At 64.9% G+C, this 22,853-nt stretch carries 13 protein-coding genes and 2 pseudogenes; 6 read left to right on the forward strand and 9 right to left on the reverse strand.

Features of this window, described 5'->3' with window-relative positions:
* The 3 genes and pseudogenes from MFF13_RS17510 to MFF13_RS17520 form a co-directional block, all read left to right on the forward strand.
* Window positions 1-557: pseudogene (locus MFF13_RS17510) on the forward strand (transposase); the annotation flags it as partial.
* A 50-nt stretch (window positions 558-607) separates the two neighbouring features.
* Window positions 608-1,081, forward strand: a pseudogene (locus tag MFF13_RS17515) (IS5 family transposase); the annotation flags it as partial.
* 1,716 nt (window positions 1,082-2,797) lie between these two features.
* Entirely contained in the window at window positions 2,798-3,040 is a 243-nt protein-coding gene (locus tag MFF13_RS17520; protein ID WP_238272604.1) for a hypothetical protein, read from the forward strand.
* 118 nt (window positions 3,041-3,158) lie between these two features.
* On the opposite strand, the gene MFF13_RS17525 is transcribed toward MFF13_RS17520, so the two are convergent.
* The 8 genes from MFF13_RS17525 to tssK all read right to left on the reverse strand — a co-directional run bounded on the left by MFF13_RS17525 (window position 3,159) and on the right by tssK (window position 19,280).
* A complete protein-coding gene (locus tag MFF13_RS17525; protein WP_238272605.1) occupies window positions 3,159-3,791 on the reverse strand; it encodes an invasion associated locus B family protein in 633 nt (210 codons plus the stop codon).
* A 98-nt stretch (window positions 3,792-3,889) separates the two neighbouring features.
* The gene (locus MFF13_RS17530; protein ID WP_238272606.1) at window positions 3,890-7,540 is read right to left on the reverse strand and encodes an autotransporter-associated beta strand repeat-containing protein; all 3,651 of its coding nucleotides are present in this window, start codon (window positions 7,538-7,540) and stop codon (window positions 3,890-3,892) included.
* 1,722 nt (window positions 7,541-9,262) lie between these two features.
* Window positions 9,263-11,167: a serine/threonine protein kinase gene (locus MFF13_RS17535; RefSeq protein ID WP_238272607.1), complete on the reverse strand. Its 1,905-nt coding sequence runs from the start codon at window positions 11,165-11,167 to the stop codon at window positions 9,263-9,265.
* Window positions 11,164-11,955, reverse strand: a complete 792-nt coding sequence (locus MFF13_RS17540) for a PP2C family protein-serine/threonine phosphatase (protein WP_238272608.1) — start codon at window positions 11,953-11,955, stop codon at window positions 11,164-11,166. The genes MFF13_RS17535 and MFF13_RS17540 overlap by 4 nt, the downstream gene beginning before the upstream one ends.
* Window positions 11,956-11,995: 40 nt before the next feature.
* Entirely contained in the window at window positions 11,996-12,709 is a 714-nt protein-coding gene (gene tagF / locus MFF13_RS17545; RefSeq protein WP_238272609.1) for a type VI secretion system-associated protein TagF, read from the reverse strand.
* Between the two features lie 5 nt (window positions 12,710-12,714).
* The gene (gene tssM / locus MFF13_RS17550) at window positions 12,715-16,338 is read right to left on the reverse strand and encodes a type VI secretion system membrane subunit TssM (RefSeq protein ID WP_238272610.1); all 3,624 of its coding nucleotides are present in this window, start codon (window positions 16,336-16,338) and stop codon (window positions 12,715-12,717) included.
* An 88-nt stretch (window positions 16,339-16,426) separates the two neighbouring features.
* Entirely contained in the window at window positions 16,427-17,689 is a 1,263-nt protein-coding gene (gene tssL, locus MFF13_RS17555; protein ID WP_238272611.1) for a type VI secretion system protein TssL, long form, read from the reverse strand.
* A gap of 253 nt (window positions 17,690-17,942) precedes the next feature.
* Complete coding sequence (tssK, locus tag MFF13_RS17560) at window positions 17,943-19,280, reverse strand: type VI secretion system baseplate subunit TssK (protein ID WP_238272612.1); 1,338 nt, start codon at window positions 19,278-19,280, stop codon at window positions 17,943-17,945.
* Between the two features lie 158 nt (window positions 19,281-19,438).
* Here tssK and MFF13_RS17565 point away from each other — a divergent pair, with 158 nt between their 5' ends.
* From MFF13_RS17565 to MFF13_RS17575, 3 genes are all read left to right on the forward strand, one after another.
* Window positions 19,439-20,365, forward strand: coding sequence for a hypothetical protein (locus tag MFF13_RS17565; protein ID WP_238272613.1), 927 nt, complete (start codon window positions 19,439-19,441; stop codon window positions 20,363-20,365).
* Between the two features lie 275 nt (window positions 20,366-20,640).
* Entirely contained in the window at window positions 20,641-20,940 is a 300-nt protein-coding gene (locus MFF13_RS17570; RefSeq protein ID WP_238272614.1) for a hypothetical protein, read from the forward strand.
* A gap of 34 nt (window positions 20,941-20,974) precedes the next feature.
* Window positions 20,975-21,274, forward strand: coding sequence for a hypothetical protein (locus MFF13_RS17575; protein WP_238272615.1), 300 nt, complete (start codon window positions 20,975-20,977; stop codon window positions 21,272-21,274).
* 75 nt (window positions 21,275-21,349) lie between these two features.
* Here MFF13_RS17575 and tagH read toward each other — a convergent pair whose 3' ends face one another.
* On the reverse strand, window positions 21,350-22,795 hold the full coding sequence (gene tagH / locus MFF13_RS17580) for a type VI secretion system-associated FHA domain protein TagH (RefSeq protein ID WP_238272616.1): 1,446 nt from the start codon (window positions 22,793-22,795) through the stop codon (window positions 21,350-21,352).
* Window positions 22,796-22,853 lie beyond the last annotated feature (58 nt).

Consider the following 22,853-nt stretch of genomic DNA (forward strand, 5'->3'; position numbering starts at 1 on the left):
GTCCAGACACCGCTTACGATCTTCCTGACGGAGCTACAGGAGAAGCTGGCGGAGCGCGGCCTGCGGGTCGGGGTGAGCAGCCTGTCGCGCTTCTTCAAGAGTCATGGCATCACGCGAAAAAAAACACCGGCCACGCGACCGAGCAGGCTCGGGAAGACGTGAAAGCCGCCCGCGAGGCATGGTTCGAGGGGCAACTCGACCTCGACCCAGACGCCCTCGTGTTCCTGGACGAAACCGCGGCCAACACCAGCATGGCCCGCCGCTACGGACGCGCCCCGCGCGGCGAGCGTTGCCGGGTCGCGGCGCCGATCGGACATTGGAAGACCACCACCGTCACGGCCGCCGGTGCCCGACCGCTCTACCTTCCGCCCTACAGCCCCGATCTCAACCCGATCGAGATGGCCTTCGCCAAGCTCAAGGCCACGCTCTGATCGGCTGCAAAGTGCACCGTTACCGACTTCTGGGACGCCATCCGAAACGCCTTCGCGGCCTTCAAACCAGACGAATGCCGGAGATGCATCGCCGCCGCGGGATACGACGCCTATGATCCAACCTGATCGGATGCCGCTCTAGCAATGAAGCCCGGTGACGGGCGGGCCATCCATAAAAGGGGGCGGCGACCGGTCCGAACCCGACCGACCGACCGGGGCAAGCCGGGTACAAAGCGCCACCTCGTCGTCGATGCCCGCGGCACGCCGCTCGGCGTTGTCCTGACCGGGGCCAACACTCACGACATCACCCAACTCGTTGCGACGCTCGACGCGATCCCGCCGGTGCGCTCGGGTCGCCATGGACGCCTACGTCACAGACCGGGCAAGCTGCACGGCGAAAAAGCCTCCGATCACCGCCGTTGCCGCTGGGAGGTCGGGCCTGTGGAATCGTGCCCCGCATTGCGCGCCGGGGCGTCGAAAGCAGTCGATGCCTGGGCCGCCACCGCTAGGTCGTCAAGCGTACGCTGGCGTGGCTAGCGTGATCCCGACGCTTTGCCATCCGCTACGAGCGCCGTGCGGTCACCCATCTCGCTTTCACGCCCCTCGCCTGCGCCCTCGTCACACTCAACCAATGCAGACGGTTTCGTTAGAAACTCTTAGCTTCCCATATGCCGATAAATAGCTATGAACCTAAATTGCAATGTTTTAATTCGCGCAATCAACTCTTGACTGCTAAAGCTGCCGACATAGATCGAACGTCTCTCGCACCCGCGATTAGTATCCGACCCCCAATAAAATGTGATTTGATGCTAAGAGGCTCGAGGCCGAGCGTTGCTGCCGAGTTGATGCAAAAGACGCCTGGAAATCGATCCCGGCCGAGGCAACGCGGATTGGACGGGCCGGTCCGAGACCTATCCTTACAATCCTCGAGTCACTCAAAAACGCCGTAACGTCAGAATAACAGCGGTATGCCCTATTAAACTGCCGAATAGCCTCTAGAGGCTGACAGGCATTCTTCATATGTTGGCGCGCCGTTTCGAGCCGGATTTCTTTCGAAGAAACGCTGACCTGCGCGGACGCCGATTCAGCACCTAGCGCAAATGCGGAAACGATAATCACCATCGCAGTCGCGGTACGGAACATTCCGATCCTCCTCCGAATTCCAAGATCTATGATAACCCAGGACTGCCCTTGAATCAATCCGGGGCTAATGCCACCCACCTGAACCCATCCGAATTATGAATTTCAAAGACTTTCTTTAATATTTGGCTGCAGATAAACAGAAGCCTGACCCATCGGACACAGAACATTGAAGACTGGAAGTACCTGTTTACAGGTATGATGCGATTGATTCCAAACCCATAGCCCGCGCTCGTACGCGGATCTGTGCCTTCTGGTCCTCACGCATCAATCCCAGCAACGGCTTGGCAGCAAAGTAAATTCGCATGGACGTCTGAGAACCAAACGCATCGGCTGTGTTCTGTCCGGAACGAGCCAGTATCATCTGCTGGGCACCGATATCAGCAAGAACTGCCTCAACCGGCGGCCAATGTTGTTCCTGCTCAGGCGTCAGTCTTAAGGAACGCTTGAGCCTGAGAATTTCTGAGGGTGTCAATACGTTTGCGGGCTGTGGGCGGATTGGGCGCATTGGAGGGGTCGTATGGACGTTTGGCGCACGCGATAGGCTCGGCAGGGTTGTGGGTGACGCGGGTGCTGCAGACATGCGCTGGGATCGGCGCGGTTCGAGAATTTGAGAAGAGCGGTCCTCTGCCATCTCGGAAGCGGCTAGGCCTTGTGTTGCGTCCTGACTGTCGCCGGCCTGCTTTGCCGCGATCTCAGCGCCCCCTCTTCGAACCGGTGGCAAAATAGGTGGCAGAATGGTCGATCCCTCGTTTGCGTTCGTTGGCGCAAGGGTGGATGCGATGCTCTGAGAGGGATCCTGGAGGAAGGACCCCTTTGGAGGTGGCGTGTAATCTACGTTGGGCGTTAGGCTGACGATTGCGTAAGCCCCAACGCCTACAATAGTAGCGAAGAGCCCAGTGATCGAAGCGAAGGTCTTGATCCTTCCGCTATCCATTTGAAGCCCTTCACCTGTACCGTGTGTGTGCCCGCCTCTGCGTCGCACAGACGACTCGCCACATCATACGCCAAGTGGCTGCGATTTGTGCAGCGAGAAATGGTGCTTGCCGATCGGCACTCGTAATCGAGTCAGGCGGATTGAGCGAACTCAGTTAGCAGCATCCGATTTCCTGGCAACTCTTCACCCAAGCATCGGACCAAATGCTGCGGCCAAGCTTCGCGCGACAGGATTCTTCGGTCCTCGTACCGCACAGCAACTACAACACCACCAATAGGAACGCCGACTTGTGGAACAACGACTTGCTGCCAACACAATAGCCGATGGCTACGCCAATTATGATCGCTTCCACTCCTTTGCCATCGAGGCCCTTGTCCCGATGCTGATACGCAGCGAAATTATCGTTCTCGACAACCTGAACATCGACAATGCAGCCGACGCGCGCGAAGCCAGCGGAGTCGACGCAGACTCCGAGGCAGCCGACTTGGGCGATCGGATACAATCACGTTCCGTCGCGGATGGTGCGTGTTGATGCTTGCGATCCCATCAACCTCGTCAAGCGCCTATTGCCGGCTAAGCATAGAGCGGGAGCGGCAGAGAGGACGGCTCGGTGACGCATCGACCGAGAAGCCGCGATGTCGAAAGGGACTTCAAGTCGGCTCTTTAGCAAGCGCGTCGAGGGCCTGGGCGAGGCCGTGGAACGAGAGCGGGATGGCGACATCCTGGCTGGCGGCGTTCTTGAAGGTGATCCGACCTGGTTCGGCGGCCCCGCGCCACCGGCGCAGGACCTCTTCACGCACTCCAGCCTCGGCCACACAGCCGCCGGGCAGGCAGCGCCGCCAAGCCAACTCGAAGCCTGCCGTATCCTTCTGATCCGTCAGCACCCTCACACTGCTTGGCAGGGCGACGTTGGGCGGCAGGATCGCGGTCACCTGCAACGGCTCGCCCGAGCTAACACGACCAATAGCGATTTGGGCGATCGGCTGTGCCTGCCCTTGCACCTGCATGGTCTGGGCAGCCTCGCAGATCCGCACCGGCTTGTCGCCGCCGCCGCGCTGGCAGCGCAGAATCCAATCGCCGAAGCTTGCTGTGGTACTGCCGGGTTCGATCGGCACCGCGACAGGCTTTGGCGCCTGCGCTGCAGGAGCCACTTTCGCCGGCTGCGCCAGTGCCCGAACGCCATCCAGAGCTATCACCGTGGCCATAATCGCAACGGAGAAGCCGAGCGCGACCAGGGTTCGGGATACCCGGCTCCCCGGCGTGGACGACACAATCTTGGGCATCGGAAAACATCTTTTTCGGGACACGGTGCGGGAAGAATATTTAAAGCTCCCGTGGTTAGAGCACGCCCCCTCCGGTCGAGGCCGAAGGAGGCGTGGCATCAGAACGGGTAGCGCACGCCACCGTTGATCGAATAGCCGTCGATGCGATCGCCGAAGCGCAGATCACCCCGGACGTAGCCCAGCAGATCCGTGCCCAGGATCTGGCCGGTGATGCCGAGGCCGACCTGACCGAAGGTTCCGACTCGGTTGGTCAGGATCGGCACGAAGTTGCTCGCGTCGGTGGCGATCGATGCGGCCGTGAAGCGGGACGCCGCGTTACCGGCGAACTCGTTCCACACGCTGAGCGTCACGAACGGCTGCACCGCCAGCGTCTCGCCCGCCACGAAGGTCGTGCCGGCCCGGACGCCGAAGCGCCCCAGGATACTGTCGATCGGCTGGAACGACAGTGCGCCGCCGGTCACCCCGAGCACGCCGATCCGCGTCTGGGTGTAGCTCATGGAGCCCGAGGGCTCGAGGAAATATGCTCGATCGCCACCGAACAGACCCGGTAGGTCGATGCGATAGCCGGCCGAACCCGCCACCGTGTCGGAGCCTATGGACAGACGCTGTTGCATGACGCCCGAGGCGGTGTCGTTGATCCGGGCGTTGTAGAAGTCGTGACGGTAAGCGATGTCGGAAGTGAATGCCCCGCTGGTCACCGCCGCGTAGGCGCCTACGAAAGGTACGCTGAAAGCGCCGGTCGCCTGCGAGGAAAGCAGCTCGCGCCCGTTAGCGTAGATCTCACCGCCGGTGACGCCCATGTGCAGGTTGAATCCGGTGTCGCGGATGTTGAACACCGCGAAGTCCCCACCAAACTGCATACCAGCAAAGCCGATACGGGTGCGATTGTCGCCCTGCAACGTCGTTCCGCCGATGGTTGCCGTGCTGGTGGAGCGGATGGTGGTCTCGCCGCCGGAGCCGCGTGCCCACAGCCCGAGGCCGTAAGTGTCGGGCAGGATGCCGGACACATTAGCGTCGGCTGCAACTGGTGCGGCTGCCGCCTGCTGGTTGAGCTGCGCCCAGCTCTTGCCCGTCGAAGTCACACCAACGCTGGAGGTCGAATTCGGCTGTTCGCAGAGCTTGGCGTTACCTAACTCCTCCGTACAGATCTTGTGCTCAGCCGGGCCGCTGATAAACGCGCTGATTGATTGGAAAAAACCAACATTGAGTGAAGTAATCAGGCCTGTGATGCCTGCTACGGAGGTGGCTGCCTGATCAGGTCTGATCTGCGAAACGATCTGATAGTCGCCGCCGCTCTGCTGAAGCTTGTACGTGATGAAGCCGTTGCCCTGAATGGTTCCAGGCTGGCTAGCGGCCGGATCCAGGACACTAAGATCTATCTTGCCGCCGGCCGTGGACACGACATTGATCGGATTTGAGAAGAACACTCCGCTTCGCGCATCCGGATTAGTGCGAGTCAGAACGAGCGTCGTAGTGCCGCCGCCCGAACCTTTTACGAGAAGCTGGTCAGCGCGCGTGCCTACAACGCTCGTCAAATCGACATCGACGAGGATGCGCGAGCCAGGAGTGCCCTGGTAATTGCCGGTCAACGTCAGGGAGTCGGTGGTCACCGGCTTACCTGCCGGATCGACGTTGCCAGCCAGATTGATTCGGCCGGTGGAGCCGTTGTTAAAGCTTGCCGCCCCGATCGTGCTTTGGAAAGGGCCGCCGCTCGTGATGCCAATTGTACCTGAGTTATCGAAAGTGCCGATTCCCGAGAGCGTTTTGCTCGCTGCAAGGTTGAAGCTACCAGCATTATTAAAATTTGCTACCGAGCCGTCGACATCGCCGAGCAAATTAAATTGACCATTGTTTTGGAAAGTGCCGCTTAATATAGCCCCCCCCTGGGCGTTGAAGACGCTGTTTGTTCCGTTGACTCCGTCGCTTGTATTGGCGAACGTCGTCGCAGATAGAGTGCCGGCTGTCAGATTTACACTAGCATTGTTAGTGAAGAGCGCGGTGTTGACGAGCCCGGCCGTCGAGAACGTGCCGTTGTTCGTCACGGTCGGCGTCGTCACCTGTCCGCCCGCGGCGATGGTGAAGTTGGCATTGTTCAGGACTTGGCTCGACCTGCTGATGATACCAGCTCCGGACACCGCCAGCGTGCCAGTCTGGATCGTGGTGATCCCGACATAGGTGTTGTTGCCCGACAGTGTGAAGGTGCCCTCACCCTGCTTGGTCAGGGCTGTCGCGAGTCCGACGATCCCGCCGGCATACTCCGAACTCGTCCCGTCGATCCCGGTGGTGAGGATGCCGCCGTTGGCGATCGTGGCGCCGGGGGTGGACCCTGCCAGCGAGCCGATCGTCAGGTTCCTGCCGCCGAGGTCGAACGTGCCGTCGTTGGTCAGACGGCCGATGCCCATCGCGCCCCCGTTTCCGTAGTCGGTCAGCGCGCCGGTGAGCGTGAAGGTGGAGCCGGCCCTGTTGGTGACGTCGCCATTGATGGTACCCTGCGCGTTGACGACGGCGACGTTGACGACGCCCCCGTTGATCCTCCCGCTGGTCGTAAGTACGCCGCCGTTGACGGTAGCACCCTCGTTGATCGTGCCGGCGTTGGTCGAGGTCCCGGCGGTGTTGAGCAGCCCGGCGTTGACGAGACCGGACGCGCTGTTGGTGAAGGTTCTGGTGTTGGTGACGCCGCCGCTGATCCTGCCGTTGTTGGTTGCGATGCCGCTGTTGCCGACGCCACCGGCGCTTCCGTTATTGGTGAAGCTGCCGCTGTTGCCGACGCCACCGGCGCTTCCGTTATTGGTGAAGCTGCCGCCGTTGCCGACGTCGCCGATGGTGCCGTTATTGGTCGATATTCCAGCGTTGGTGTGGTTCGCCAACACCGTGCGGTTGTTGACGAAGATTGCGCCCACGTTGTTCGTCACCTCAGAGAAGAGAATGCCGTTGTTGGTCGCGGTCCCGGCGCTGTTCAACAATTTACCGCTGACGACACCGCTGACAGAGTTAGTGAAGGTCCCGGTATTGGTGACGGTACCGCCGATCGCGCCGTTGTTGGTCGATGTTCCAGCGTTGGTGTGGTTCGCCGCCAAAGTGCCGTTGTTGACAAAGATTGCATTCGCGTAGTTCGTCACCTGAGAGACGAGGCTACCGTTGTTGATCAGCGTGCCCTGCGCGTTAGTCGTGCCGCCCGTGTAGATGTTGGCCGCGGTCAACGTGAAGGTGCCAGTGCCCGTCTTGGTGAGCGTACCCGCGCCGGTGCCATCGGCGACAACACCGGTAAACGTCGTCGCAACGCCTGCATCCGTCTGCACCGTGCCAGAGTTGTTGATGGCGACCGCCCGTGCAGTAGTGATGTTGGCAGTCGTCTCCAACGTGCCGCCGTTGAACGTCAGCTTACCACTGTTTGCACCGAGATTAGCATCGGCGCCGATGCTAAGGATACCGGAGGTGAGCGTTGTACCGCCCGTATAAGTGTTAACGCCGGTCAGCGTCAGCGTGTTGGCGCTGTTCTGGATTAATCCACCCGCTCCGGTGATGACGTTGGCGAGCGTCGAGCCGCCTGCGGCTGCATTGATCTGCAGCGTGCTGCCTTGAGCAACTACCGCGAGGTTGCCAGTGAGCGTGGCCCCCGTGGCCGTTGCACCGAGGCTAAGTACGTTGGTGCCTGCGAGGAAGGTTACCGCGTTGCCGTTCGTCGACCCAGCGCCACCTGCGAGCGCACCACCCGCCGTCATATCGATCGTCAGGTTCGACCCGACCACACCAGCGCCGCCCGATCCCTGGTTTCCAGCCGAACCGCCTGCTCCAGCGCCCCCACCAGCCCCGCCATTACCGCCAGTGGACCTCGCACCGGCATTCAGAATCAGTCTGCCGCCATCGCCGAATACGACGCCAGTTCCGCCGTCGCCACCATTGCCGCCGTAGGAGCCTGCGCCGCCCCCGGCAGCGCCACCTATCCCACCAATTCCACCCCTTATGAGCTGTATCTGCCCAGCCGGTTGAGTGAATGTGCTTCCGGGACCAAGAACAACAAGCGATCCACCTGCGCCACCTCCGCCGCCGCTTCCAGTCCCATTGCCGGCGCCACCGCGACCACCTGCCGCGGCGCTGAGGCTAAAATCACCCGGGTTACCTGCATAATTTCCACCAGGCACGAAAAAGAATGAGGATGCACCGCTTCCGCCCCCCCCTCCACCATTCGATCCTAGCGTTGCGTTGGAGCCAGCGTTCGAACCTGCATTTAATGCCTGGTAGACTCTTTGGCCGCCACCGGCAGCTCCACCGAAGCCCGTTCCACCGGCACCACCGCTGACACCGGCACCGCCGCCGCCGCCGCCGGCACCAGCTACCAAGCCGTTCCCACCTGCTCCGCCTACGGCATCGATTGTCCCGACGAAAGAATCCTGTCCACTTGCGCCGCCACTGCCAGCGACGCCGGTGCCACCGGTGCCACCGCCGGCTCCTCCTGCTGCAGTCGCTGGGGCCGACACGAGCGGTCCGAGCGCCATCAGAGCCGCAGCACTCGCTAGCGCGACCCCACGCCGCCGCAGCCGCGCAATCGACCTGAGCCGTCGAACCTGTTTGGTAAACCGACGGTTAATCCGGCTCAGGAGCGAAGCGATCGGCTCGATGGCTAGCGCAAGACACCGCATCCAGTGCGCGCGCAGCATCGCCGGGGATTCTGCGAGATGCAGGACGCTCGGGCGCTGCTGGGCCCGAAGCGAGATCCCGACGAGCGCCGTAGAGGCGACGTAGGCCCGATACAAGGTCCGCCCGTTCGCTGTCTGCTGTGTCATTCGTCTTCACCCATCCCCTCGGCCAGACCGCCGCCTCCCGGGGGCACGTCTGCTCAATTCAACTTAACCATGCAGGAACGCGGGATTGTATTGAAGAGCATTCTGCGTCTTCGGTGCCGCAAAGTTAACGAAGTGACTTTTTTAGCACATCTAGTAATCGATAGTTGATATGTAGTCCGCACTTATTGAAAAGGTTATTTTTTTATTAAATCAGGAGAAAGAAATGGTCGGCGTAAATTTTTGCCGTCGCGAGCTTAGGTGGAAGCGCTTCGAAGCTCACTATGGTGCTTAACACCACCCGTGCCCGCGGTCCGTTTTCAAGCGGGTGACGCGCGGTGATGTAGATCCCGCTGGTCGCATTAGTGCGAATCTTGTCCGCGATCCTCGAAGCAGGTCTCAGATACGATGACCGAGGGCCCTGCGATGCCGACCTCGAACCCATCGTGACTACCGATCCCGGGCGATGTTCGCGTCAGGCGTCGAGGCGAGACGCCCCCGGTCCGCCGATCACCATCTTCCCATCCCCGCCACCTGTTCGGATTTCAGACGTTTCGCGACGCTGGTACCCGGTCCAGACTAGCGGCCACACGCGGATCTGACGACGCGTTCGTTTCGTCGCGGCTCCATCCTTCTAAGAAGGAAAACTGCCGGGCAAAGTGGCAACATTCCCGTTCGTGACACGACCGGTCAGCTACCGAGTTTGACATATTTCACGGTAAGCACGGCCTCCGACGGGAGTAGCTTTACGAATCGCTCGGCGGTCATCGTTCCGGATTTTGCTTCCGCGAGCAGGGCGGTGAGCGGCTTCGGACTCGCCAGGGCGACGACGAGCTGAGGCGTCGGATCACCGCCCCGGCCGTCGTCGACGAGCTTGAGCGTCGCGGTGAGGGTATCGCCCGAACGCTTGGTGTAGCCGGTGAGGCTGTGCACCAAGCCATCGTTGGAGATGAGCAGGAGGTCCACGTGCTTGTCGGCCCGCACGTCGGTGCTCGCGACGAGATCGTCGCCGCCGCGCAGCGTATCTGATTTGAGGGTCAGCATCGGACGATTGGCGACGCGCTGGTTTGCTCGGCTACCAAGATACTCGACCAACGGGCATTGCGCCGCCGTGACCTGGCGCAGATTAATCTCCGGCTCGAAGCCGAGAATGCGCTGGAAAGCCTCGTCGAAGGCCATGAAGGGCGTCGGCGTAGCGCCGTAGGCCTCGATGGTCGCCTCGCGGGCGGCCACCGTCACAGGGGTGATGTGGAAGCACTTCCCTCCTCCGTAACCTCGCAAGAACTCACGAACCTGCTCCACGGAAACACCAGGTCGCGGGGAGAAAGGTGTGGCCGGCGCCTCGGGCGGTGGCGAGAGTGCCGGGGACTCTAAAGCAGCGACGGGCCCCGGCGATTGCAGCGGAGCACGCTCCTGACGTGCTTCTTGGCGCAGTTCCGATTGCGCCTCCAGCCGAGGCTCGGGGCGCACGTCTTGGCGAGTCTCTTGCTGCGTCTCCTGACGCGATTCTTGGCGCGTCTCCTGGCGTAGTTTCGGTTCGGACAGAGGTCGCTGCGGTGGCGGAGGTAGCGGATCGGGCTCAGCCAGCCGTGAGGGTGTGGCGGCTTCCCGCACGCCGCCAGGCGAGAGGCCGGCAAAGTCGAGGCCGCCGGCATAGAAGGCGGCCGCCCCGAGCCCTACGAGTAGAACGACACCAGTAGCCGCAGCCGCGACACGGCGCCCGCGGCCCGAGCCTGGACGGGGTTCTGCACGCGGCATCCAGGTCTCGACGTCGCCCATGCTCTGAGGCCGATCTTTAGGATTGGGCTGGAGCATCCGCGTCAGCACAGCCCGGATTGCCGGATCGATTCCGGCGAGGTCAGGAACACGGCGGCGGCGATCGATCACCTCCACGTGGCTATGGCCCATGTCGAGGTGTCGACCGCGGGCGGCCTCGGCAATTACGAGGCCCAGGCTATAGATGTCGGAGGGTGGCCCGACTTCGCCGCCGAACAGGCCGAGCTGCTCCGGCGAGACGTAGTTCATCTTGCCCGCGAAACCGCTGCCTATCACCGTACCTTCGCCGAGCGTCGAGCGAGCGATGCCGAAATCGATGATCTTGGCATTGGTCACGTCCCCGCCTGGCACGAGGATGTTGTCGGGCGAGAGGTCGCGGTGGATGATGCCGAGGCGATGCGCCGCCTGGAGTCCACTCGCGAGGCGGTGGGTCAAAGTCCGCAGTTGCTGCGTCGAGAGCGGGCCGCGCGCCGCCAGCTCTGAGAGCGACTCCCCCTCGACGAACTCCATCGCCAAATAGGTCAGGCTGAGTCCTGGATCGGTCGAGAACACGAAGTAGCGGACGATCGCCTCGTGGTAGAGGTTGTGCAGCGCCGAAGCTTCTTTGCGGAACAGCTGCATCGCGGTGCTAACACCCGCCAGATCCGGCCGGATCGTCTTGATGGCTACGGTGTCGCCGGTTTCGATTGCTCGACCCCGGTAGATCTCGCCCATACCGCCGGCGGTAATGAACCGTTCGATCTCGTAGATGCCGTTCAGGCGCGTGCCGGGGCCGAGGCGGAATTGCGGGCCGGGCGATATCCGGGTCTCCTCGGTCATGCCCCGATCTCCCGCTCGGTCGCAGCGTCCGACGCCGCATCGAAGCGCACGGCCACCACCGTCACGTTGTCGCTGCCGCCTCGCTCCAGTGCGAGGCCCACCAAGGCCTCACAGGCCGCCTGGGGCTCGGCGCCGTAGGCGCAATCGCGGATCGCTGCGTCCTCGACATGGGTCGTCAGTCCGTCGGAGCAGATCACGAAGGTGTCGCCGGGCTCTAGCACGCAATGGACCAGTTCGAGCTCCGGTTCTGGCCGCACCCCGACTGCGCGAGTTATGACGTTGCGCCGCGGCCAGTCGCGCGCTTCCTGTGGCGTAAGCGCGCCGCTGTCTACGAGGATCTGCACTTCAGTGTGGTCGTGGGTGAGTTGTGCGATCGCTCCATCACGGATCCGGTAAATCCGGCTGTCGCCCGCCCAGAGGCAGGCGAAGTCGCTGCCGAAAACGATCAAGATCGCCACCGTAGTGCCGACGAGCTGCCCGCGCGCCTCGGCGACCGCGCGTATCGCCGCGTTGGCCTGGAGCATCCGGTCCTCGAGCCGGGCGAGCAGGTCTTTGGCGGTTACGGCAGGGCCGATGGAAGCGAGCGCTTGAACCACGGCCGTGCTCGCGATATCCCCAGCTGCGTGCCCCCCCATTCCGTCTGCGACCGCGTAGACGCCGAGTTCGGGCGCGACGAAGCATCGGTCCTCGTTGAGCGTGCGAACCGCGCCGACATGGGTGAGGCTCCCGTGCCGCACCACGAACCGAGGTGCGACAGGAAGGCCGGGCAGAGAAGGAACGTCCGTCATTGCCGTGCTTCCTGGTCTCGTGCCGCTGAGTGCAGGAAACTCATGGCGCGTGCGAGGCGGTGGTGGAGCTGCCGCCGTCGGACAGATCGCCGGTGAGCATGGCGGCGTAGAGGGCCGGATCCGGCATCAGTGAACTCATAAGGATGCAGGGCGCGAAGCCGTCGCCCCCCTGCGTCCACCAGAAGCTCAATCCGGCGCAGGCCCGCTCCCGGTCAGCCAGCCGGAGTTTCGCAGCCGCCGGAGCGATGCCGTCCGCTGGGAGCGCCATCGACCACGCGCCCTGCGCCACCCGATCAATGCCCTCGGGGGGCGTAGCGGCGGGGCGCGGGACGGGGCCGCCGAGAGATTCGAGGTTTGCCAAGACGCCTTCGACGGCGGCATCGGGGCTGAGTGCCGACAGCAGGACGTCCTCCAGCTGCTCCATCCAGCCATCCTGCGGGTCTATCTCGGGGGGCGGCAGGCTCTCATTCGCCTCGGCGCGAACGAATAGGGTCAGCGGGAAGTAGCGCCCGACCCCGTCCACCGACGGCATCAGCGCCCCCGTCGTCGCGGCACCGGACACATCGCGCCCGAGCCAGAACCGCCAGATCGGCGCCTTGAGAAACGCCCCCTGCCATGCGGGGCCGAGGCTTATGCGGCTGGCTGAGATCCCGCCCTGCAGCCACGGCTCCCACGCTGCTAGGAACTCGCGCGGAGTGCCAAGCGCGACGTAGTCGCGCTTGGCAGGAAGCTTTCCGTACAGCCCGCAGCGCATCGGCGTCAGATCCCAGTCGGGCAGCGGAATTCCCGCAGCGCCGGGAGCGCCAGGGGGTTGAGCAGCGAGGAGACGTTGATTTGGTAGGAGAGCTGGCGTCCGCCAATCACGAAGGTCGCGACGATGCCGTCGCCCTGCTTCAGCACGGAGCCGGTGTCGAGCATGCGGTACAACGACCACGTGCCCTGCTTCTCGACCACGACCGGCTGCGTACCGAAGCCGAAATCCAGGGTGATCGCAGCCTTTCCGAGGCCCGAAGGGCCGGGCCACTGCATTGTCACCGGGGTATTGACCCCTTGCTGCGTCTCGAGCTGGCTGCCGTTAACGTCAAGCTTTGCCTTCGACACATCGGCGCTCAAGGTCAGCGGCGTCACCGCGAAGGCGAAGGCCGGCATGTTGCCGCCAGTGGGGAAGAACGCATCGCGGATCTCGGCGGCACGCTGGAACTCGCGGAGCGTCGCGGGCGAGAGCGCGCGCGAGACTTGGTCGTCCTGGCGCCAGACCCATTGTGGCCGCGAACGGTCGGCCCGCTGCGCTAGGTTCTGCGTGAAGAACTTGTCGAAGATCCCTCCCGGGGCGAAGAGGCGCGCAAAATCGGCGAGCGGCGTCTCGCGGTCGCTAGCGCGGGTGAATGGATAGCGGTTGGCGACGATCTGCTGGCAGTCGCGAATTACCTGCTCGCCGAGCGCCTGGGAAATCTGGGACACCGCGGCGCCGGCGGCGCTGCCCTCAAACTCGGTGGCGACTCCGCGGATCATCGGCTCGAAGGGTGGCGGGAAGCGGGCGGCGAGCGCGCGGAGCGAGCGCGCCTGCGTGACCAGGGTACTGTTGGCGGCGGAAGCCTCCGCCGGATTGAGGGCCGCGAGCGCCGCGTTCTTGATTTCGTTGAGATTGGCGATCAGCACGTCGACCGCGCGCCGGCCCGGCTCACCGTCGAGCAGCACGTGGAACTGGCGGAACGACGCCTCGACGTTGCCGCCCGGCGCCTCGTTGGTCGGAATCGCGAAGCGGTCGCCCGCCCGCCCGCCCGCTCCGCCTCGCCCTTCCAAGCCGATGCGACCGAGCGCCGTCGCGGTGGATGCGAGCCCCGACGGCAGTATGGCGGAGGTCGCCCGCTCGGCGGCGCCGCCTGCGGCTTGGCCGATCACCGCCTTGACCTTGCCAGTACGCGGATCGATCTCCGAGCCTTTGCCCGCCGGCCGCTCGCGGGTAAGCCGGGTCTCGTCGCGCAGCGATTCGAGCACCTGCTTCAGCGGCGAGGTCGGGGCGGCGACCGCCTGCAACGCAAGGTAGCGCGGCTTGTCGCTCGACATCGAGCGCATCTTCAGCTTGGCCAGCGCCCCGTTCCATGCGGGGACGAAGTCGCGGGCGTAGAGCTTGAGCAGGTCGGCGAATAGCGAGCCGTACTGGGCGGTGTAGGCCTGCTGCTCGCCCGCTGGCCCGAGCACCCAGCGATCGCGCTCGGCGGCATCCGCCACGTCGCCGAAGCGATCGATGAACGCCTCGAAGAATCCGTCATAGGTGAAGAAGAACGGCACCCGCACTCGGTCGAGGTCGCCGCCGACGGCTTCGAACACCAGCGACGCGTCGGGGCCGCCGGCCCGCGCGACCGTCCAGTCGCGCTGGCTTCCGGCGCGGGCGTCGGACTTTAGCAGCTCGTAGGCGCGTTCGGCGACGCTGAGGCGTGCCAGCGTCCGCTGGCAGTCGTCGACCAGCGACTGGTTGATCGAGACGAGGAGGGGCGAACCGTCCTCTAGGTCGAGCATCGCCTGCAGGTGCTCCCCAAGCAGCTCGCGGCCCTTGGCGTAGCCGGCGCCGGGAAACAGGTTCTCCGACCAGTCGCGCCGCATCCAGGCGAGCACAAGGTCGCGGTCCGGCGGCGCCTCGGGGCGCCCGCCGATCATCAGGTAGACCTTCAGCGCCTCGTAGAGGAAGCTCGGATTGTTGCGGTTGGCCTCCAGTTGCTCTTCTAGCCGGAAGATCAGGCGGGGGCGCAGAAGCCGTTCCAGGCCGGTGTGGTAGGCCGTCAGCGCCGCCGAATTCAGGCGCCCGCGCTGGCTCAGGCCGAAGCCGGCCATAAGCGGGGTCGACTCGTCGCGGAAGGCGTAGCCTGCCGGCATGTAACGCAGGGTGTTCAGGAGCGGCACGATCCGCGCGAGGTTGCGGTCGGCCACCACCGGCTCGCGCAGAATCTCGGTGGCTTCGCCGCGATACTTCGAGAGCAAGGTGTTGCTCTGTTGTACGAGCTGCCCGTTGCGCAGGTAGCTCGTCCACCACAGGCCGACGAGGACGGCGCACAGGACGGCGAGGCCGCCATAGGCCGACAGGCGCAGCAGGTTCGCGCGGCGCACGGCAGAGCGGTCGGTGGAGACCCAGCCGGCCTCGCCGATGATCACCGTCCTGATCAGGTCCGTGAGGAAGAAGCTGCGCCCGCGCCCCGAGAGGGCGCCGGCTCCGACATCCTCCGAGCCGAAGCTGCGCGACATCGAGCCGATAAGCTGGTCGATTGGCGTGCCGTGCTGGGTGCCCGATGTGAGGTAGAACCCACGCAGGGTTGCGTTGACTTGGTAGCGCGAGGGCTCGAACACCCGGTTCAGGAACTCGACCACATGGCGCTTGGTTGAGGCGAGCTGGCTGGGGAAGCCGAACAGCACGACGCGCGCCGTCGGCGTCGGCTCGTCCTGGAGCCGGTCGGGGAGCCAAGCGTTGGCGCGCTCAACCAGCGCGTCGAACTCGGGCCCGACCTCGCCGATCATGTTTCGGGTCTTGTCGTCGGTCTGGAAAGTGTGCCCCCAAACCATGCGCCGGCCGGTTTCCGTGAGATGTCCGAAGAACTCGGTGAAACCGGCGATGAGGTCGGCTTTCGTGAAGAGCGCGTAGACCGGGAAGTCGACGCCGAGGCGCTCGTTGAGTTCGAGCAGGCGCTTGCGCACCGCATTGGCGTGGGCGGTCAGCTCCTCCTCGGTGCCGGTGAGAAGGTCTTCGAGGCTGATCGCCAAGATCACACCGTTGATCGGCTGGCGCGGCCGGTGCTTCTTCAGGATGTCGAGGAACGCCATCCAGCTCTGGCGGTCGGTGCGAGGATCGGATTCCTGGGTGGTGTAGCGGCCCGCCGTGTCGATCAGCACCGCCTCTTCCGTAAACCACCAGTCGCAGTAGCGGGTCCCGCTGATGCCGGCGACCGCCTCGGGCGTCGCTCCGCGGGCCAGCGGAAACTTGAGGCCGGAATTGACCAGCGCCGTGGTCTTGCCGGAGCCCGGCGGACCAATGAGGACGTACCAGGGCAGGTCGTAGAGGGCGTCGCCGCGCGCGCCGCGCACCGTGCGCAAGGTCGCCAGGGCGTCGCGCATACCGGCCTCAAGGACGCCGCCGTCGTGCTCGGGCGCGTCCGTCGCGGACAACTCTTTCTCCAGCGCGACCACCGCGCGGCGGCGCTTCCAGAACCCGTAGCCGACGAACCCAGCGACGGCGAGGAAGACTACGGCGCAGAACGTCACGCGGACCCAGAGCGGATCGAACGGGCGCACGTCGCCGACCGCCACGAGCGGCCCAGCCCACCACGCCAGAGCACAGAGCGCAAACGCGCCAAGGACGGTGGTGCCGAGACGCAGCCAGGCGGCGAGGCTCATGACGGCAGGCTCACGGAACAGGTCATTCGCAGCGGGTCACTTGCTCGGCGGATCATGTGCAGCGGAAGGGTACGCGGGCAACGGGGTTTCAGCCGCCTCGAGGGATCAGGATCTCGACGCGGCGGTTGCGCGCCCGACCCTCGACAGTGTCATTCCCGGCGATCGGGACGTCGGCGCCCTTGCCCTCGACCTCGACCCGATCGGGCTTCGACAGGGTAGCCCGCATCAGCTGTCCCACCGCCCTGGCCCGCTCCAGCGAGAGGTGGAAGTTCGAGGGGAAGCGCACGTTCTTGATCGGCGCGCTGTCGGTGTGGCCGACGACCTTGATCCCGCCGGCCTGGGCCTCCAACAGCTTGCCGAGCCGCTCGACCAATGCCTTGAACTCCGGCTTCACCGTGGCGTCGCCCGGCGAGAACATCGTCGAGGCCAAACGCAGAACGATCTGGTTGCTGATCTCGCTCACCGAGATGCGCTGGCCCGCAATGTCGTCCTGCAGGGCCGCTCGGAACTTGCCGGCCGGGCTCGTCGGCGGCGGCGGCGGTGGAGGCGGCGGAGGAGTATAGATCCGGCGCTGGATGCCGATAGGCGTCGACGGGTGGACGCTGACTAGGGCCTCGGCCGCAGCCTCCGTGCCGCCTCCGAGGAGGAAGCGCAGCATCAGGAAGAACCCGAGCAGCAGCACGCCGACGACCGAGGCCATCGCCCAGAGCGGGATTTGCGCCTGCGCGGCCACGGTAGCGAGGCTGCGCCCTTGCCATCGGGGCGAAATTTCGCGCTCCGCGGCCCGCGTGCGCCGCAGGAGCTCGTAGAGATTGCGTTGAATCTGCTGAAGCGTGGCCGCTCCGCCCGCCGAGGTGCGGTGGATGCCCTGGAAGCCCATAGCGAGGCAGGCGTGCTGCAGTTCGAGCAGGTCGTAGCTGCCGTACGGATCAACCTTAGCGCGCTCCAGCTCCTCGAAGAACCGGACGCCGCCGGTTCGTTCGCCGAAAAACCGGCTTAGCATGCTGTATTGGGTCCATACGTGGCGCTCGTCGGTGGGGATATTCTGCACCACGTCGTCGGCGGTAGCGCAGACGAGATACTTCGCAATCCGTGCCTGTTCGGGCGGCGCGCCGCCCGACCGGCAATCCTTCTCGAAATCTTCAATCGCCGCGGCAACCTGCTCCATCAGGTTGGAAAAGGAAGCGCGCGAAAGCTGCACTCGCAAGCGCCCAAACAACAGCAGAAGCGGGCCGGCCGCCTTCAGGTACGGGTTCCGGTTGGGCGCGACAACAATGTCGCGCCGGAGCACGAGGGCACGCTCCCGTCCGCCGCCCTCTCCGGGCGGGGCGGCGGCGGACGGGCGCTGCATCGCCCACGAATCATCCCCCCCCGGCGCGGCGCCGTGATGGACGGGACGCGCGGGTTCGATGGGCGCAGGGAACGGCTGATAGGCAGGCGCGGGTGGAGCCGCCGCCTGGGACGGCGCCGGAGCGTTCGACCGCCGCCCGGACGGATTTGGGACAATGATAGTTCGGTCGCCGCGGCCGAACGGATCGAACCCGCCACTCACCGCGGTTGCCCCCCCAGAGCGCGGCGTGCGCGACCGGCAGCCTCATGGGCGGTCATCGCCGCCCCTCGAGCACCGCCCAGAGCTCGAGTTCCAGCCCCGGCCAATCGCCGGAGAAGTGCAGCCCGATGGCGCTGGCGGTGCTGAACTCGGCCCAGAGCGGCGAGTTGCGGTCGAGCATGAAATAGACGTGGTCGGTGATCGCACGGATCTGCGGCGGCGGCGTCGGCAGATGGACCAGGGGCACACCGGGCAGATGGGCGTGCACGATCTCGCCCATCTTCGTGTTCGGCCCAACCTTGAACAGGTGCGGGAACTGCACCTGGATCTCGGTGAGCGGCCGGCGGGCGGCGACCTCGATGATCAGGCTGGCATTGCGGAACAGGGTACGGTCACGGATCTGCGAGGTGAAGGCGTTCTGCGCCCGCTCCACGAGTTCCAGACGGATCGCGCGCCGCCCGACATGGGCCGAGAGGAAGTCCTGAATGTCGCGCAGGAGCGGCCCGAACACCTCCTCCAGCGCGTTGTGGTCGTAATCCGCGTACGTGCGCGCCCGGCGCTCGGCAGTGGAGAAGGTGGCGAGTTCGCCGGCCAGTTGCAGGAATTGCTCGTAAAGCCGCTCCGGATGGACGTAGCGCGACCCGCGCAGGTGCCGCAGCACCGGGATGTGCCGGTTGAGCAGTTGCAGCATGAAATAGTCAAGGTTCTGCAATCCGCCGCCCGCCGTCGGGTCGGCGGCGTAGCGGGCAAGTTCCTCGAGCTTGTTCTCGACCCAGCCGATCACCCGGTCGAGCCAGCCGTTGGCCACCGGGTGGGCGGCGCAGACCAGCACCGGCGGCGCGAAACGCTCGTCGAACACCACGGCCCGGTCCCGGACCTCGACCACGCGGGCGATGGGCAGGCCGACGAAGCCGGGCTTCGCCGTGCGGCGCAGCTCGAACGACAGCCGGGGATGAGCCACATCGATCTCCTCCTCGACGCGCAGCGCCGAGGTCGAATCGATCAGGGTCTCGCGCCCCGGATAGAACCGGCTCGCGCTCTCCGCCTCCGCTGCCTCGACCTCGCGGGTGTTGGAGGCGGCCACCGGCATGGTCAGCCACAGCACGAGGCCGGCCGCATCCTCGGGCACGTCGATCGGCGCCGGCAGCGGCGACTGGCCCGGCACGTCGAAGGGCGTGCCGTCGGGCATGATCCCCGTGCCGCGGCGCAGGCCGAACTTGCTCTGCTGCGCGAGGTCGCGGTCGACCTCCACCTGCGCGAAGCCCCAGGGGTAGGGCGTCGCGTAGCGCACCCGGTTCTCCACCAGGGTTTCGAGGTACCGATCGTTCTGTTGAAGATGTTGCGGGCGCAGGAACAGCCCTTCCGCCCAGACCACCTTGCTGTTCCAGGACATGGTCCGCCACCTTTTCCGAGCCGGAGCTATAGCCGGACGATCCGATCCTGTCAGCCGGAGCCTGGGGATTTTCGCACTCTTCACGCCACTGTCGTTGACGTGCATCACCTCGGCTGTGATGGTATTCTCCACGCCCTTCCTCTTCCATCCGAGGCGAGGTGCAAATTTCCGCCGACCTCTTCACTCTGCGCACGCTGCCGGAAACAGTCCTGATCGGCCCGCGCGCCGCGTTCGGCCGCGGGCACCGGCACGCGCTCCAGAGCGATGACGCCCTGCACCGGTGCCTGTCGTGCCTGTGCCACGACCCCGGCGCGATGCAGCGCCTTCGCCGCGCGTTCGAGCGCTGGGGCGGTGGAACGGGCTTCACCCACGCAAGCGACGGGGCGCTGTTCGAACGTGTCATCGCAGATACGCGGCGCGGGCGCTTGGCGGCGTGGGTGGTGCCGAACGGGGAGATCCGTGATCTGCGCCAGCCGGATGTCGAGCGGTCTACCACCTGGATTTCCCAAGGCACGCCGCTTTCGCCGGGAGAAGCTCCCGGCTTCCGGGCAACGCGGGACCAAGGGGCCGCCCGCATCGCGGCCCATACCGTGCGGATGCCACCTCGACCGGTCGACGTCGGTCCGAGACCCGGCACGTCACCCGTCCGCCTCGACGTGGCGGGGATGACGATCGAGGTGCGGCTCACCGAGATCCTGCGCCGGGCAATCCGCTCCGACCGGCTCACCGCTGAGATGGCTGCGCAGCTCCAGGCGATGATCGCACCGGCGGAGATCGCCAAGACGGTCGCGGTTCTGGCAGTCTGGGCCGGATCGCACGCCGTCGGCATCGGTTTCTTCGTCGACCTGCTGCTGGGCAGCAGCTTGTTCTTCCTGGGATGGGGAGTGCTTGAGGCCCCGCGCAAGCTCAAGAAGTTCGTGGAGATCGCTGCCGCAGCCAAGACCGAGGCCGAACTCGACCTCGCCGCCGACTTTCTGGCCGCGGTGATCGTCACGGTCGGCATCAGGGTGATCCAGGCCGCGATCCGGCGGGGCAGCGTGCGGCTGACGAGTGGGCGACAGGGGCGGTCGGAGGGGGGTCGATAGGAAGGAGAACCGCGCACGAGCCGCGGCGAAAGTATCGGTACCCGTCGAGGGGCGACGCCCGCACATGGCGGAGGCGGAGCGGCCAGCTCCCAATCCGATGCCGCGCATCCGGGTGGACCGCAGAAGCCCCCCCCCCCCCGAAAGAGCTCGTGCGATAGCCGGCCATCCACAATCGAAGCTTTGGGGGCCGCACGGGAAGGGTCCCCTTGGGGGATCCGAACGACTCAAACATGCCAGCTTCGACATTCAGAAGCGGATCTTACACCGAGCGCGTCTTGACTGAGGACACCAAGTTTTACAGGGCACATGGGGGCGGGGCCGAGGAGGTGGACCAATACTGGACGACCGTTCCCCCGAAGGACCCATTGCAGGCACAGATGGACTCGGCTCTCAAGCCAGACTGGGGTAACACCGCATCGCAGATGCATGAGCAAGTCATCCCGGCAGGCACGAAAATTTTCGAAGGAGCAGTTGCTCCTCAAGTCATCAACAACGGCACTGGCAGCCTCTATGGAGGAGGACCACAGATTTTTATTCCTTGGTCGACGCTTAATAAAATAGTAATACCGAAATGAATTTTCAATATATGCTGATACGATCAACCTGCGGATGAAAGAAATCGAGAAAGAATATGTGCTGATTATCTTCACTGACGGCTGGGCTGGGAAGCCATTCGACAAACTGTATCGAATTGATTCTATCGAGGCTCGGGGCACAGGCATCTCGATCGTGTTCGACGGCGATTCTTCGATAGAGGTCGAGGAGTTATCCCTCCTCGACACCAGCATCGACGGGCTGTTCACAGTCGAATCTCATAAGTCTATCGTGGTTATCATGAAGGACCGGAAGATTTATCCACGTGGTCGAGTCAGCATCATCTACGGCAACGGGCTCGACGTTCCTAATTAGATCGAGCTAGCTGAGCTTCACTTCGGTCCTGACGGAGTGCGCCGTAATGACTGCGGGCCTCTTCCACCGGATGCATTACCCCTTCCCGCCGCGATCGTAGCACTCCGCGAAAAACACCATGAACGCGTCGACCATCCCCTCTTCGTGCGCGCTCGTTAGCGCGTCCCAGCGCGTCGCGTAGACGTCCCAGAGCCGCGCCTTGCGCGAGCCGAGGAAGCCGGAGAGGCCGCGGTCGTCGCCGAGCGCGGCCTCGACCACCTCCGGGTCGAGGTCCTGCAGCAGCAGGCGGAGCGCGTGCTGCATCGCCGAGTAGACCTTGACCTGATGCTCCTTGAGATCGCGAAATCCCTCTTCCAGCGCGCGGCGGGCGGGCAGGTAGCCGCTGCTCGGGCGGCCGAACATGATCTGCAGCGCATCCTCCACGGTAGGAGTGAACTTCAGCGGATTGTTGTCGAGTGCCTGGATCATCGTCTGGCTCGATGCGCGGGTGACGCGCTTGGCCTCGGCCCGGCCGGCGAGCAGTTGCTTCAGGTTCTCCGCCGTGAGCCGGGTCAGGGCCCCGAGTTCCTCGGCGAGGTCGCCGGGATCGCGCCACGAAAACATCTCCGCCGGCACTCCGGCGCCCTTGGCAAAGCGGGCTACGAAGGCGTCAGCGCCGCCCGCGTGCGGCTGGGGCGGCGGGACCGGGTCTGCGGGCGCCTCAGTACGGCGTGGCGTGGTGACGGCGATCGAGGGACGGCCCCATGGATTGCCGTCCTCCGGAGGCGAACCACGGTCGGGCGGCAAGGCGTGATCGGGCGGCGGTCCACGGTGTGGTGCGGGACCGGGGTCGGGCGGCAGCGGGGCGGGCGGTTCGGCCCAGGGGCTTGCAGCGGCGCGCCGGCGCGGCTCGGGAATAGGCGGGAGCGGTTCTGGGGCGGGGCGGTACGCGGGCGTCCCGTGTGCCCAGTCCATCGCTGCCTCCGGGAACGCGGGCGGCGCGTAGGAGCCGACGTGCGCGTGCGGCACGGGGGGAAGGGCCGCGATCTCCGGCAGATCCATTCGCCAGTCCTGGAAGTCGCCGTGGACCGGGCGGCTCTCGGCAGGCGGACGTAGGTCGCGGCGCGGGATCGGAGGTGCCGCCGCTTCGCCGATGCCCCAGGGGTCGGCGGGATCAGACGCCTGCGCGGCAGGTGCCACCGCATGCGCGGCGATGGCACCCTCGCCATCGATCCGGGCCTGGATGACGTAGTGGCCGACGAAGATGCGGTCGCCGCTGCGCAGGCGATAGGGCTCCTGCAGCCGCTGAGCTGTTTGATTGACGAAGGTTCCGTTGCGCGAGACGTCGGTGAGCCAGTATTCCCCATCGCGGAACCGCACCTCGCAATGCTTGCCCGACACCGCGAGGCTCGGGTCCGGCAGCGTCCAGTCGAGATAGGGATTGCGCCCAATATCGAAGCCCCGTGCCCCAGTCAGCGTATAGCTGAGCGGGCCGCCATCTGGCAGGCTGGTCTCGTTCTCGATGATCAGGTGAAGCGGCATCGCGCCGTCGGTGCTCCGTTATGGCGGCCGGATCGCGCGGTCGGCCGGAATGCCAGGA

The sequence above is a fragment of the Methylobacterium cerastii genome, from assembly GCF_022179125.1.
Lineage (GTDB): Bacteria > Pseudomonadota > Alphaproteobacteria > Rhizobiales > Beijerinckiaceae > Methylobacterium > Methylobacterium cerastii.